Origin of the sequence: Shewanella sp. N2AIL (assembly GCF_022690845.1) — a bacterium.
In the GTDB taxonomy this organism is placed as follows: Bacteria; Pseudomonadota; Gammaproteobacteria; order Enterobacterales; family Shewanellaceae; genus Shewanella; species Shewanella baltica.
Genome location: NZ_JALBYT010000007.1, coordinates 110,761 through 125,423 on the forward strand (window position 1 = coordinate 110,761; position 14,663 = coordinate 125,423).

Genomic DNA, 14,663 nt, shown 5'->3' on the forward strand with positions numbered 1-14,663 from the left:
GAAAAAACTATCTATCACTGGCCATGACTTTACTGGCCAAGCCAATAAGCAACACCCCTGATATTCCCTCTAAGGCTCTGGAATAACGCAGGGAATTGGGGCGACTAAATACCCAGCTTCCTGCCGACGCATAAAGGACGTTACACAGGGTCGCTAACAAACTGAAAATAAGACCAAGGGTTAACAGCTGAATTGACGTTGAACCTGCTAACGGGTCAATAAACTGCGGCAAAAAAGAGAGGAAAAATAAAGCGACTTTAGGATTAAGTACACTAACGACAATGCCTTGGAAAAATACGTTGCCGTTTGGTTTGCTAGTGTCATCAACCACAATTTTATTGTTGCCACGCCACATTGATATTAACGCTTGAATGCCTAAATACACTAGATACGCGGCGCCCAACCACTTCACAATACTAAAAGCCAACGCTGAGCTGAGAATGATGGCAGATAATCCCAAGCTAGCAGCAAGCGTGTGAACAAAATAACCCACACCTAAACCCATCGCAGCTTTAAGCCCACTGATCATTTTCCCTTTCATTGTGTTAGATACAATGTAGATAACATCGGGTCCAGGGATAAGATTGATAGCAAGGCAAGCAACTGCAAACAGTAATAGTGAATTTAAATCCATTTAATTTTTCTCCTTGTTAAACGCCTAATGTATCACGCCCGCGTAAGTGGTGTCCGACGCAATACCGCAGCCTTTGCAAACCACTTTAAAAATAAAATCAAAACGTTAACTACAAGTAAGTTGATAACCAGAGCCTGTGCTCAACTTTATATACTTTTTGCCCACGTCTTGATTCAAAGCAAACCTCAATTTGCTCATCCTTAACGATCTTAATTGGCGCTTAATTTTTTATTCACGGCAAATCGTTAAACGGCGCAGCGCAAATATTCCCAGTATAGAAAGGATTAATAGGGATAAACTGCCACCGCCGCTGTAACCTTGTTTATGTTCAATAGTGGCAACCTGCTCTTCTTTAACTCGAGTTTTAAAGCGGGCGAGCTCATCGTCTAAATTGACTATCATATCGTTCACCGCAAGATCAAAACCCTCATAGGATTTCTCCCTTAAAGTTGTTGTCACGCCAACAGCGGTTGAACTTTCAGTTAACTGATTTATGCCCGGCGCCCTAAATAACATCTTTTGGCTGCGCATATCGAACACTGCGGTATCGACAAAGGTTTGAATGGCATTCTCATTACCGGGGATTAAATACATGCCGACGATAGTCCAATAAAGGATGGCGGATTTGTTCTCGTGGCTTTGCATCAGTTGATCGTAAGATACCAGCGCCATCACATCGACGTCATGCAGGCGGGCAACTTGCTGCAAGGTATTAAAACCTTTACCATTTTTAAGATAGGTGCTCGGAATGATTTCAATACGATCGATATAATCGTATTTAATAAAGGATTGTTTCACCTTGTTGAGCAAAGCGACTTGGGCGCGACTGTCTATGGCATCAGCTTGCCAATGGGATGAAGGTAAAAAAGCAATGCCGACGGTAATTGGCAAACGCAGTACAGGTAAGGATGGCTGCTGGGCTTGGCGGCTCTTCTCATCTGGATATAAGTATTCGACTAAGCTACTCGATACCGCCTTTTTATCTGTGGTATTACCGTTAAAAAACGCGCTGCAGCCACTGAGTGAAAGCATTGCGAGTGAGATTATGCCGCTGGTTATGATCTTAAGTTTCATCTGTTTCCCTACCGTATCCATACACTGCCGCTAATGATGCTACTGAATTTATTGCTAGCGGATATTGCTGGCTACCTTATCCACTCATTACAGTTAAAACAAGTTGTTATGTTCACATATCAACTCAAAGATATTCAAACTCAGGTTTTACATACTAATTTTAGATACAAAAAAGCCGCATCGTAAAATGCGGCTAGTCAGGAGGTGCAACACGCAAATCAGCGCGCTCATACACTTTTTTGTGCACGCTTTTATGCAATAGGCTTAAGCGTATTTACGCACTTTTTTAAGCGCAATTTGTTGTTTTAACATGGATAAATGTTCGATAAACACTTTGCCATGTAAATGGTCGATTTCATGCTGTAATACTATGGCTAAAAACTCATCGGTTTCGATTTCGATAGCCTTGCCCGTTCTGTCTAAGGCGGTCACTTTGACCTTCTCAAAACGTGACACTTTAGCGCGATAACCGGGGATCGACAGACACCCTTCTTCACCCACAAACTCGCCAGACTTTTCGACGATTTCAGGATTGATCAGCACTTGAGGTTGGTCGCGACCGTCAGATAAATCGATCACGATAATCGCATCCGTACTGCCGACTTGCGTTGCCGCTAAACCGATACCATCATCCGTGTGATACATGGTTTCGATTAAATCATCGATAAATCCCTGAACAGCTTCAATATCTTTTACAGGTTGCGCTTTACGTTTAAGGCGCTCATCGGGAATTGTTAGAATATCGAGTACAGCCATGCCAGTTATCTTCTCTCATCGAGTCAAAAAAATTGGCGCTATTATGGACTATTTGACCATTTACACAATATTAAAGCTAAAAACAGTTTAAATATTTTGTTAGCAATCGAGATAGTCGATAAAAAATATCGAGTAATGCATAATCCATTGAGTGCTTAATGCCCTCACTTCTTCCGCTAAACCAGACTTTGCCGTTACACTAACCCAACCTCGTCGCGTAAGATTTTTACAGTGTACCTTTTAAGCGTGATTCTCTGAGCATAAACACACATTTAGCTGAGGGCCAACTATTCGATGGCATCGTTTCCAAAAGACAAATCGCCGCTGTATCGCTATCTTGAAAAAGATAAACAAGATGAACAGGATTTAGCGAGTCACCAGCCGCAAGCGGTGGACTTGTCTCCCATGGCAAAAATCTGGCATATCGTTGCGATGATCCCGCAGGGGAAAATCAGCAGTTATGGCAAAATTGCCGATTATGCGGGATTACCGGGGCGAGCACGTTATGTGTCCAAGGCACTCAAATCTGCGCCCGAGCATTTGTCTCTGCCTTGGCACAGAGTACTCAATAGTCAGGGTAAAATCTCCTTCGAGAAAAATTCAGTCTCCTTTCAGGAACAGATGGAATTATTAAGAATCGAAGGCATAACAGTGAACTGCGGCAAAGTTAGTTTGTCTGAGTACCAGTGGCGTCCCGATCTGGTCACTTTAGTCATGGCAATGCCATTTTAGTTTAATATACTGATCCATAAACTGTTTACATCGCTATTTACAGAAGTGTCGGCCTCGGCTATAACCTGCTAACCGTCGATTCCGATTTTTGATTTACGCTGAACTGATTTACCCTGAACTGTGTAAGTAAGCATGCTACTCGACACTTTTTTATCAACCACTACTGAGCGTTTTGTAGTGATACAAGGTGAAAACCTGCGACCCAAGGAGCATTCTTTGCGTACCATTCCGACATTTTTAGTGAGCTTAACTGCCCTCACCCAAAGTATGTTTGCCATAGCCGCGCCGACGCCGCTCACACCGCAGACGGCTGAATACCAAGTCAACTATGGGGATATCGAACTCGGTAAAGCCAAATACACGCTGCCCAATCCAGAAGATGGGGTTTATAAGTATCGTTTTGACAGCGACCTTAGCCTGTTATTGTTAACCGATGTGCGCCACATCTTGAGTGAATTTACTCAAGAAAATAGTCAACTCAGCCCTTTGCGTTACTTACAGCAGCGCCAAGGTGTCGGCCCGAATTACACAGAGCAAACCGCGTTCGCCAAAGCGCAGGGCTTTATTCATACCCGTTATAAAGACGAGAAAGGTAAATTCCCCTATGAAGGCGAGATTTTCGATCCATTAATGGTGCAATTGCAATTCAGGCTCGATATGGCCGCGGGCAAAGAAGCGCTTGACTACAAGATGGTCAAAGATAACGAACTGGATGAATACAAGTTCCATGTGATTGGCAGAGAACGGATGAACATCGACAGTGGCAGTTACGACACAGTCAAAATTGAAGTGGTGCGTGACAATAAAAAACGCCAAACCTTCTTCTGGATGGCGCCAGACTTAGCCTACCTGCCCGTGCGGTTAACACATTTTGAAAAAGGCAGTAAGCAGCTGGATATTAAGTTGCTAAAGTATCACTTCGATGAAGTTGTGAGCCAAGAAAGCAAGCCGGCAGATATTGCTGAGCAACCGCAAGTACCAAAACTGCTCGGTACGACGGAAGGTTAACTGGCAAAGCATTGAGTTAAGTTAAGGACATCAACTTAGCTCAATGATACAAAGCCTTAGCTGAACTCACACCGATAAAACCAAACCGAATGAATATCTAACCGAGCTAATATTTAACTGAACTAATATTTAACCGAACCTAGGGCTAGCCTCTAAGTTCGGTTAATGCTCATAGCTAATGGTTCATTGCCAAAGTTCAGATCCAATAGTCCAGAGCTACTGGTTCATGGCTACTAGTTCATAGCTGACAGTTCATTGCAACAAGTTCGTTGCTAATGGCCTATCACTAATCCTTGATTGCTAAAAGATGCGTTAGATACTGACTCAATCTTTTTAAAAAGTGACCTGAACAAAGCAAAATAAGCCGCAAATCTGCTCGCACCCATTTTTCGCGCAGATGCTGGTGTTAGCGCTGTTGGATAACATCAAAGATCGATTAACAGCTCGCCTAATCTAAACAACTTCCAGTTGCCGGGCTGCATGACATGCCACTGTTCGTTCTCAGTCAATGGACGAGTCGCAATCACAGTCACGACATCGTGGGCCGTGGTTTCCTTATCAAAATCAATCACCACATCGGTATCAATAAGTTTCGCTTTGCCAAACGGCGCGCGGCGAGTGATATAACATAAGTTGTTACTGCAATAGCTCATCAAATGCTCGCCATCGCTCAATATCATGTTGAACACACCTAAGGCACGGATTTGCTCGGCCAACGTCGCGACATAATGGAACACAGCCAACATATCTTCGGGTTTAGTGCCGCCAAACTTCTGGGCAACTTGTTCCAAAATCCAGCAGAAAGCGAGTTCGCTGTCAGTATCGCCAACGGGTTGATAGCGCGAAACGTTGAACTTGGGCAGATAGTCCGTCAATTGGCCATTGTGGGCATAGGTCCAATAACGTCCCCATAATTCGCGGGTAAAAGGATGGGTGTTCTCTAAAGATACGCAGCCGCGATTCGCTTGGCGAATATGGCTTATCACTACTTCACTTTTAATCGGGTAGGATTTGATCAATTTTGCAATATGCGATTCGCTACTCGGGCAAGCATCTTTAAAAGTACGACTGCCTTTGCCCTCGTAAAACGTAATACCCCAGCCGTCCACGTGGGGACCCGTTACGCCTCCACGTTGTGCTAATCCCGTAAAACTAAACACAATATCGGTTGGCACATTGGCGCTCATCGCCAGTAACTCGCACATATTTCTCGCCCATCATCAATCAAAAATCCACTTGTTAGCATTGTAACTAGTTGATGACATTTGTGGAATGACCAAAGCTGACAAATAATTTAAACAATTGTTTGAAAAAAACTTGTATTAAAATTGTCTTAGGTTTAACTTTTATGCGACACAGGTCTGACCACAAACTATAATTGTGATCGCAATCAACAAAACACTCTATGACCTGTGGTTGGCACTCGGTCATATTTAAGGAGAATTACAGTGACTACCCTACTTTGGATCATCGCTATGATCTTAGTGCTAGGAGCCCTAGCTTACCTTCGGGTATCTTTGCTCACTGCCACTATTGCAGCCGCTGTTGTGATGACAGCAGGATGGACACTCGATGTTGTCGGCCCTATCTCTTGGATCATTTTCCTTGTGGTAGCCTTGCCGTTAAATATCAGTGCATTTAGACAAAATGTGATCAGTCGTCCACTGATGAAGGTATATCGCGGCATCATGCCGGAAATGTCTTCAACAGAGAAAGAAGCGATTGAAGCAGGCACCACTTGGTGGGAAGCCGATCTGTTTGCGGGTAACCCTAACTGGAAAAAACTACATAACTACCCAGTTGCGCGTTTAAGTGCAGACGAACAGGCCTTCCTCGATGGCCCTGTTGAAGAAGTGTGCCGCATGGTGAATCAACACCAAGTGTCACATCAACTTGCCGATCTGCCTGCCGACGTATGGCAATATCTGAAAGATAATGGCTTCTTCGCCATGATCATTAAGAAAAAATACGGCGGTTTAGAGTATTCAGCTTATGCCCAATCGCGCGTGTTACAAAAACTCGCAGGTTTGAGCAGTGAGCTGGCATCAACTGTTGGTGTGCCTAACTCTTTAGGCCCTGGAGAGCTGCTGCAACATTACGGCACGCCAGAGCAACAAAACCATTATTTACCACGTTTAGCCAAAGGGTTAGAAGTACCTTGTTTCGCACTGACCAGCCCAGAAGCCGGTAGCGACGCTGGCTCTATTCCTGACTTTGGTATCGTGTGTAAAGGCCAATGGGAAGGTGAAGAAGTTCTGGGTATGAAACTGACCTGGAACAAGCGTTACATCACTTTAGCCCCTGTCGCGACAGTATTAGGCTTAGCCTTTAAACTGCGCGATCCAGAACATCTACTTGGCGATAAAGAAGAACTCGGCATTACTTGTGCTTTGATCCCTACCGATATGGAAGGGGTTGAAACCGGTCGTCGTCACTTCCCGCTCAACTGCATGTTCCAAAACGGTCCGACTCGCGGCAACGAAGTATTCGTGCCATTAAGCTTCATCATTGGCGGCCCGAAAATGGCAGGTCAAGGCTGGCGCATGCTGGTGGAATGTTTATCTGTGGGTCGTGGTATCACGCTGCCATCAAACTCAGCAGGTGGTGTAAAAACCGCAGCGCTGGCAACAGGGGCTTATGCTCGCATTCGTCGTCAGTTCAAATTGCCTATCGGTAAGCTTGAAGGTATCGAAGAGCCAATGGCACGCATCGGCGGTAACGCCTATCTGATGGATGCAGTGACAACTTTGACCACCACAGGTATCGACTTAGGTGAAAAACCATCGGTTATCTCTGCAATTGTGAAATATCACCTGACGGATCGTATGCAGAAATGCGTTATCGATGCCATGGATATTCACGGTGGTAAAGGCGTGTGTCTTGGCCCCAATAACTACTTAGGCCGTGGCTACCAAGCTGCGCCTATCGCGATTACCGTTGAAGGTGCAAACATCCTGACCCGTTCTATGATCATCTACGGCCAAGGCGCAATTCGTTGCCATCCTTACGTACTGGCAGAAATGGAGTCAGCATTTGATACCGAATCGGGTCAAGGTTTAGCTAACTTCGATGCAGCCATCTTTGGTCACATTGGTTTTGCGACCAGTAACTTCATCCGTAGCTTCTGGTTAGGTCTGACATCAAGCCGTTTCTCTAACGCGCCTTATTCAGATAAAACCAAACGTTATTATCAACAGATGAACCGTTTCAGTGCCAACCTTGCCTTGCTCTCTGACTTAGCCATGGCAACCTTGGGCGGCAACCTTAAACGTAAAGAGCGTATCTCTGCCCGTTTAGGTGACTTACTGAGCCAACTGTATCTGGCATCAGCCACGCTGAAACGCTATGAAGATGAAGGCCGCCAAACCGACGACTTACCATTAGTGCAATGGGCGGTTGAAGATGCGCTGTACAAGTTACAAGCCTCTCTTGACGATTTGCTGGATAACTTCCCTATGGGTCTTGGCGGCGCATTACGCGTGGTGATGCTCCCATTCGGTCGTCCACTGAAACGCCCAAGCGATGTGTTAGATCATAAAGTTGCTAAGATCATGCAAACACCGTGTGAAAGCCGTGACCGTCTAGGTAAAGGCCAGTTCTGGACCAACTCTGAGCACAATGCTGTGGGGATCCAAGAACAAACGCTACTGGACATCATCGCGTCTGAACCGCTACATGATAAAGTCTGTAAAGCGAGCGGTAAACGTCTACCCTTCATGTGGTTAGATAAAGTAGCCGCTGAAGGTAAAGCACTAGGCGTGCTGAGCGACGATGAAGTTAGCTTGCTAGAAAGAGCGGAAATCGGTCGTATGAAGTCAATTAACGTTGATGATTTTGACCCAGCTGAACTGCGTCCAGAAGTGGTTTCTACCACTTCACAGGAACGCGCAGCGTAATCCATTCAGTAAGATTTAAACCCACAAAAAAGGAGGCTAATCAGCCTCCTTTTTTAATGCCTTGACCCAATGACAATTCAAACTACTCCATCACTGAGTGGAGTCTAATACCAATCACAGCCTAGGTTAACTCTTCGCTAAAGTCTCATCTGCAGCTTGAAGTGGATCAGCGGTATTATCCTCAATAGCCACTTTAGCTTCAGCCTGTACAAGCCTTAATTGTTCAGCCTCTTCATCCGCTTTTATCTTCGCTAAAGCGGCTTCTGCTGCGGCTTTCTCTTGGGCTTCCTGTGCTTCTCGCTCTGCAATCGCTTGCTGTACTTTGGCTTCTTCTAAGGCTTCAATCGGTAGCAGGCTAATGAGCTCAATACCATTCGGGAACACAGTATCATTACCTGACACTACGACGACCTTACCTTCCTTGGTTAAATAAACCAGTGGCATAGCCGTTTCACCGTAACGCTTACGGAAATGCTCAAAGCTGAAGTTTTCAGTTAAATTGGTCACTTTAAGCTGAGCGCCTCTCGCCATTAGGCTTGCTATCTTGGCATAGGACACGGCATCACCAAACAAACATAAACGCTGCTTATAAGTTTCAGAGAGCTGGTGGCGCGCACTGCCGACCTCGGTATTATTTAAGCCAAAGACCTTCTTAGTGCCAAAAAAATCTTGAAAATGGAAACTCACTAAAGGGTTCAATTGTCGATAAGGGGAAATGATCAACACGCGGCCAATCCCAGTTAAATCCATATAGGTTTCAGCATGTTCCGATGCGGGATTGCCAAAATACACTGGGATATTATCCATACGTGCCAGGCGAATATTATCCCAGTTATTATCAGCCAATAGCACTTTGATATCCTTGGCTTTTAATATTTTAGCTAACTCACGGGAAAATTTAGAAGCACCGAAAATCAATAGACCTTGGGCAGAATCGGCTTTGACACCGAGGAATCGCGCCCAACGTCCCGCGGTTAAACTTTGGATAACAACCGTGCCGATAATAATTAAAAACACTAAGGGCACAATCGCATCAGCGCCCTGCACATTGTTGGCTTCTAACTTAATCGCAAACAATGACGATACCGCCGCAGCGACTATGCCTCGCGGTGCAATCCAACATAAAAACCACTTATCAGCCCTCGATAAAGAGGTGCCTATACCAGAAACCCAAATACTCAGTGGCCGCGCTAGCAACATAGTGACCGCTAAAATGCCCAGTCCACCCCAACCTAAGTCGAGCATGGCATTAGAATCTAATCGCGCCGCCAATAAAATAAACAGTGCCGAAATCAACAGTACGGTTAAGGTTTCTTTAAATTCGAGGATTTCAGCAATATCCACACCGCGCATATTGGCAAGCCAAATGCCCATAACGGTCACAGTCAGTAAACCCGACTCTTCCTGTAATAGGTTAGAGCCGACAAAGATACCCAGCATTAAGGTCAAGACTGCGGTATTGCGCAAATAATGTGGTAACAGGTTGCGTCTTAATATTTGCCCTGTGAGGTAACCTGCCGCAGCGCCGAGCCCTAATCCTAGCGAAAGCATAGAGCCTAATGCATAGAGCACATGTGTTGTGGGATCGCCTGAAACAGTAATGTATTCAAAAACTAATACCGCCAGCAATGCGCCTATGGGGTCGATAACTATGCCTTCCCAGCGCAAAATACTGGCAAGTTGGGATTTAGGGCGCACACTTCTAAGCATAGGCACGATAACCGTCGGTCCCGTCACCACCACTAATGCGCCAAAGAGGAGTGCAATTTCCCAACTAAAATCAAGTAAATAAAAGGTGGCCGTGCTAATACAAGCCCAAGTGATCACTGTCCCTATGGTCACAAGATGCGTCACCATACGACCATGATCTTTGATTTCTTTAAAGTTGAGAGTCAATGCGCCTTCAAACAAAATCACGGCAACCCCGAGAGAAATGATCGGAAAGAGTAAATTGCCAAAAATCTCATCGGGATTAAGGAAGCCAAGTCCGGGGCCGAGGGTGAGTCCACAGAGCAGTAAAGGCAAAATCGCCGGTAACCGCAGTTTCCAACCAAGCCATTGACAAAAAAGCGATAACACCCCAATCAGCGCTAACATACCTGTGATTTGTTCAACCATAAAAAATCCTTTAGGTGAGGAAAACAATGAGCTCACATTATCTTTAATGAAATAGATGACATGAGCATGATAATGGCTCGGGAATTATCTATTTCGCTTAACAATAGCAGCAAATGCATAAACGTTATAAAGTTTATCGAAGACTGCATGACCTAAGTGAAACCAAGGCGCAACAGCTATGGACTGCGAGCTGCAGCAGTTAACGCGCTGCAATTATTTGATGAAAAAGATAGAAATAAAAAGGCCTTACATTGCTGTAAGGCCTTTTTATTAATTTGGCGGAGCGGACGGGACTCGAACCCGCGACCCCCGGCGTGACAGGCCGGTATTCTAACCAACTGAACTACCGCTCCAAATTCTTCCATATCCAACATCTGACGATGTTTCAAAACCCGCTAACCCCAGCGTGATAGGCCGCTGATGTCAAAGCGATAGTCTAATAAAATTAAACCACGCTTCAGATTCTTTAAACAGAACGATAATTTAACTGACTTATCAAGGCTTCTGCTTAAGATGCGAAGAATAATACGGTTGAGCCCTGCGGGCGTCAACCGTTTTTTTACTTTGATTTATCATTTGATTAAAAAAAAACCAAATCAATTTCCGACCTTGATTTATGTGCCAAATATCGCTGCGACGCCCTTGTTCAAAGTCATAACTCAAACACATCAGCGATACTTGGCTAACGGTCTTTATCCGCCTCATCTGGCATAGTGAGATCGATTTCATCTAATGACGGCGCAGCAGCTGGGTTCGCCGATGCTTCCTCCAATAAACGTAACTCAGCGGCAGCTAAGGCCTGCGCTAAACTTTGGCGTTTACGCCACACAATTAATCCCACGACGCCCAAGACTAATAAGATAGCGTTGATCGTGATGATCCAGAACATGGCATCTTTCTTCGCAAGTTCTTCTTCCTCTGCGGCTTTTTGTGCAGCAACGGCGGCCAACTCTTCAGCGCTTGGTGGCGGCTCTGGCGGCTGAATTAAGTTGAAAAACAGTTCTGGCAAATCCAGTACGATTTCTCGACCCGTAATCGTCGTCGTCGCCACGAAACCTTTAATTCGATAACTACCAAACTCAGTCACAGTCGGTAAATCTAATTCAGAGTCCGGCTCTGTAAGACCATTAACAGTCAAAGGCAGTTGTAAGCCCGCAGGGCCCACTAGCTCAAAGGAAAAATGCGTTTCAGCCAGTTGCAGCACAGCACTATCGACGTGCAACATGATCTTCCATTGCCCTGTTAACGGATCGTCTGGGGTAATGACTTCTAAATTAATTGGCCGCGGTGATAATCTAAACGGAAATGAAATCTGCCGCTCAAACACGTTGTTGCGTGCCTGCACCACAAACTCATAGTCACCCCAAGGCTGCTTTACATTGATATTACTGGTAAATACGCCATCATCAGGTTTTTCATCATAATCTTCACCATTGTCTTTATAGGAGCCGACAATAATGTCACCCGCGGCAAAATTCTCATCGCCGGCCCTGTGCTTACTCACAAAATGAGCCGTCCACTCCACCAGAAAGTCGAGTCCCGGCATGCGCACACGCTGGGCATCCCCCATCAACTGGGCAACAATTTTAACTTGCTCACCTTGGAATATCGGCTGCGGCAAAGGCTGCACTTCGATTTCGAGTTTAGAGAGTTTTTTGAGGGTCGAACCTGGGACGACTTTACCCACCAACTGCCAAGGTCCAGGCATAGGCGACTCAATGTAAATAATATCGCCAGTAATACCATCGACCCATTTAACGGATTCGGGATGGCGATTGGCATACCATTTACTGCCATCGGGCAATACTATCACTACTGGCGCAGAGCCGTATTCACGCTCAACTAACAGCGTCATGTTATCGACCATATGGTCGATACGAAAACGGTTTTTAAGCTCTGAGGCCGTCTCCAATCCTACAATCGGGGCAGCCTTAGGCGACTTAACAACTTTTTGGGCAGGCTCTTGGTCGGCGGCCAATACAGACGTCACACTCACAAGCGGTGTAGTGACAGCAAGGCAAAGCGCTAAAATAAGTTTATGGCACGACATCGGCATAATGATTTTTCTATCCTCTCCAGAGGCATTTACCTGATTTTGCGACTAAATCAAGGCGTTGTTCATGCATAGTCAATTCATCGGCCGATGCGCCGATCACTTTAAGATTAAGTGATTGCGGATCAAAACGTTGGATCCCCCCCGCTTCCTGCCCCGCTTCTTCGTTAGACAAATTAAACTTTGTCTGGCCGCCTGTCATGATCAAATAAACATCGGCGAGGATCTCGGCGTCGAGTAAAGCGCCGTGGTACTCGCGGCGAGACGTATCCACACCGTAACGCTTACAGAGAGCGTCGAGATTGTTTTTCTGGCCGGGATGCAGGAACTTAGCAATTTCTAAGGTATCGAGGATCTGACAAATATCAGCGGTTTTCGGTCCACGCGGCTGCAACAGTGAAAACTCATGATCCATAAAGCTCACGTCGAAGTTCGCGTTATGGGCGACGATTTCTGCACCGTCGATAAAGTTAATAAATTCTTGGGCAACTTGATGAAAACGCGGCTCTTTAGAAACACGCTCATCAGTAATACCGTGAACGGCGATGGCTTCAGGATCGATTGCTTGCCCAGGATTGATATATTGGTGGTAATAACGTCCCGTCAAACGACGGTTCACCACTTCCACGCAACCTATCTCGATGATCCTATGGCCTAAATAAATGGCGCCGCTGCCCTGGTTCATACCTGTGGTTTCGGTATCCAAAATAACCTGACGGCTAGCATTAGAGATAATATTCATGTTTTTATGCGCTTCTTATGACAATTTTTGGTTATACTCGGCCGAAATTCCCGGCTATGGTAACAATTTGATGACTGAACTAAAACTGATCCACATCTTCACCGACGGTTCTTGCTTAGGCAATCCCGGTCCTGGCGGCTATGGCATTGTAATGAATTATAAAGGCCATACAAAGGAGATGTCCGACGGTTTTGCGCTCACGACCAATAATCGCATGGAGTTATTAGCTCCCATCATAGCGTTAGAAAGCTTGAAAGAGCCTTGCCAAGTCGTGCTCACCAGCGACAGTCAGTATATGCGCCAAGGCATAATGACGTGGATCCATGGCTGGAAGAAAAAAGGCTGGATGACATCAAACCGTACCCCAGTGAAAAACGTTGACCTGTGGAAACGTTTAGATAAAGCCTCACAGATGCACACCATCGACTGGCAATGGGTTAAAGGCCACGCAGGACACGCCGAAAACGAACGTTGCGACGTGTTAGCTCGCACTGCGGCGGAATCTAAACCAACCCAACCCGACTTAGGCTACCAGCCTTAACTCTGTGGCCCTTACTTAAACGAGCTAAATTTGAACAACCCCAGTTCATACGAGCTAAATTCGAAAGTAAGTTCTATGTCATCACGCCTAAGCTAAACACTTAGGCGTGATGATTTATTTCACTATTCATCTCACCGTAAACCCACAGTTCAAATTAACCACTTAAGCTCACTGCATATGGCCATTGCTATCAAACGGCTTATTTGGGTTCAACGCCTGCGATATTGAAAAAATTATCACAGAACTGCACAAAAGCTTGGCCAAGGGATGTCGCCTGACGGCTCTTATGGGTGATGCGATAAAACTGCCGCTCCAGCACTAATCCCTCAATCGTGACTAATGCCAACTCTTTGCGGCTGATTTCTTTCTCCAGCGCCAGCTCAGATAACACCCCAAGCCCAGCACCTTGTTTCACCGCCAGTTTAATCGCATCAGGCGTAGTAAAGCAGAACTTAGCTTCTGGCTGCATATCCAACTCATTGGCAGCATTGACAAAATACTCACGAGTGCCCGAGCCTTCTTCACGTAACACCCATGACTGGCCTCTCACTTGCGCCGGTTTAACCACTTTTCCCGCCAGAGGATGCGCCGGATGACAAAACACCAGCAGCCTATCCTTATGCCAAGCTTCAACACTCAAACGATTATCGGTGCAATGACCTTCGATAAAGCCCATTTCAGATCGGAACTGCGCAACCGCTTGGATCACATCTTGAGTATTTGTGATCGCCACATCCACATGGGTTTGAGTGTGCTGCTGACAAAATGCCACTGCGGCTTTCGCCATCAGATAGTTACCTATGGTCGAACTGGCACTAATACTTAACCGCCCAACCAAATCGCCACCATGGTAGGTAAATGCCTGCTCAATTTGCTCGACACGGTGCAATAAATCCGTCGCCAGTGGCAACAATAAATTACCCTGCGAGTTCAGCTGTAATCGATTACCAATGCGCTCGAATAAGCGGGCATTGAGCTGTTTTTCTAACTCTGCCAAGGCCATAGAAGTGGCAGGTGGTGATAAATTAACTTGCTCCGCCGCCTTTGCGACTTGGCCGCTACGCGCCACAGCCTCAAATACCGCCAATTGTCTTAGGGTGATCCGCATA

At 45.8% G+C, this 14,663-nt stretch carries 12 protein-coding genes and 1 tRNA gene; 4 read left to right on the forward strand and 9 right to left on the reverse strand.

The window, feature by feature from the left end:
- Positions 1-7: 7 nt before the first annotated feature.
- From MO387_RS06465 to def, 3 genes are all read right to left on the reverse strand, one after another.
- Complete coding sequence (locus MO387_RS06465; RefSeq protein ID WP_107947394.1) at positions 8-634, reverse strand: LysE family translocator; 627 nt, start codon at positions 632-634, stop codon at positions 8-10.
- Between the two features lie 228 nt (positions 635-862).
- A complete protein-coding gene (gene rhlP, locus MO387_RS06470) occupies positions 863-1,708 on the reverse strand; it encodes a rhombotarget lipoprotein (RefSeq protein ID WP_012197039.1) in 846 nt (281 codons plus the stop codon).
- A 264-nt stretch (positions 1,709-1,972) separates the two neighbouring features.
- A complete protein-coding gene (gene def, locus MO387_RS06475) occupies positions 1,973-2,464 on the reverse strand; it encodes a peptide deformylase (RefSeq protein ID WP_006081499.1) in 492 nt (163 codons plus the stop codon).
- A 294-nt stretch (positions 2,465-2,758) separates the two neighbouring features.
- Here def and MO387_RS06480 point away from each other — a divergent pair, with 294 nt between their 5' ends.
- Both MO387_RS06480 and MO387_RS06485 read left to right on the forward strand, forming a co-directional pair.
- Complete coding sequence (locus tag MO387_RS06480) at positions 2,759-3,196, forward strand: MGMT family protein (RefSeq protein ID WP_006087286.1); 438 nt, start codon at positions 2,759-2,761, stop codon at positions 3,194-3,196.
- A gap of 216 nt (positions 3,197-3,412) precedes the next feature.
- A complete protein-coding gene (locus MO387_RS06485) occupies positions 3,413-4,204 on the forward strand; it encodes a DUF3108 domain-containing protein (RefSeq protein ID WP_086012652.1) in 792 nt (263 codons plus the stop codon).
- Positions 4,205-4,629: 425 nt separating this feature from the next.
- Here the strand turns inward: MO387_RS06485 and MO387_RS06490 are convergent, their stop codons facing one another.
- On the reverse strand, positions 4,630-5,409 hold the full coding sequence (locus tag MO387_RS06490) for a class II glutamine amidotransferase (protein ID WP_006081496.1): 780 nt from the start codon (positions 5,407-5,409) through the stop codon (positions 4,630-4,632).
- 243 nt (positions 5,410-5,652) lie between these two features.
- Between MO387_RS06490 and fadE the strand changes: the two genes are divergently transcribed.
- A complete protein-coding gene (gene fadE / locus MO387_RS06495; RefSeq protein WP_107947392.1) occupies positions 5,653-8,100 on the forward strand; it encodes an acyl-CoA dehydrogenase FadE in 2,448 nt (815 codons plus the stop codon).
- A gap of 126 nt (positions 8,101-8,226) precedes the next feature.
- Here the strand turns inward: fadE and MO387_RS06500 are convergent, their stop codons facing one another.
- The 4 genes from MO387_RS06500 to dnaQ all read right to left on the reverse strand — a co-directional run bounded on the left by MO387_RS06500 (position 8,227) and on the right by dnaQ (position 13,013).
- Positions 8,227-10,218 carry a sodium:proton antiporter gene (locus MO387_RS06500; RefSeq protein ID WP_199908803.1) on the reverse strand — a complete coding sequence of 664 codons (1,992 nt, stop codon included), beginning with the start codon at positions 10,216-10,218 and terminating at the stop codon, positions 8,227-8,229.
- 276 nt (positions 10,219-10,494) lie between these two features.
- A tRNA-Asp gene (locus tag MO387_RS06505) sits at positions 10,495-10,571 on the reverse strand.
- Positions 10,572-10,900: 329 nt separating this feature from the next.
- A complete protein-coding gene (locus MO387_RS06510; RefSeq protein WP_107947391.1) occupies positions 10,901-12,274 on the reverse strand; it encodes a TIGR03503 family protein in 1,374 nt (457 codons plus the stop codon).
- 10 nt (positions 12,275-12,284) lie between these two features.
- A complete protein-coding gene (gene dnaQ, locus MO387_RS06515) occupies positions 12,285-13,013 on the reverse strand; it encodes a DNA polymerase III subunit epsilon (protein WP_106650381.1) in 729 nt (242 codons plus the stop codon).
- Between the two features lie 70 nt (positions 13,014-13,083).
- Between dnaQ and rnhA the strand changes: the two genes are divergently transcribed.
- Complete coding sequence (gene rnhA / locus MO387_RS06520) at positions 13,084-13,554, forward strand: ribonuclease HI (RefSeq protein ID WP_006081489.1); 471 nt, start codon at positions 13,084-13,086, stop codon at positions 13,552-13,554.
- Positions 13,555-13,753: 199 nt separating this feature from the next.
- On the opposite strand, the gene MO387_RS06525 is transcribed toward rnhA, so the two are convergent.
- The gene (locus MO387_RS06525; RefSeq protein ID WP_107947389.1) at positions 13,754-14,662 is read right to left on the reverse strand and encodes a LysR substrate-binding domain-containing protein; all 909 of its coding nucleotides are present in this window, start codon (positions 14,660-14,662) and stop codon (positions 13,754-13,756) included.
- Position 14,663 lies beyond the last annotated feature (1 nt).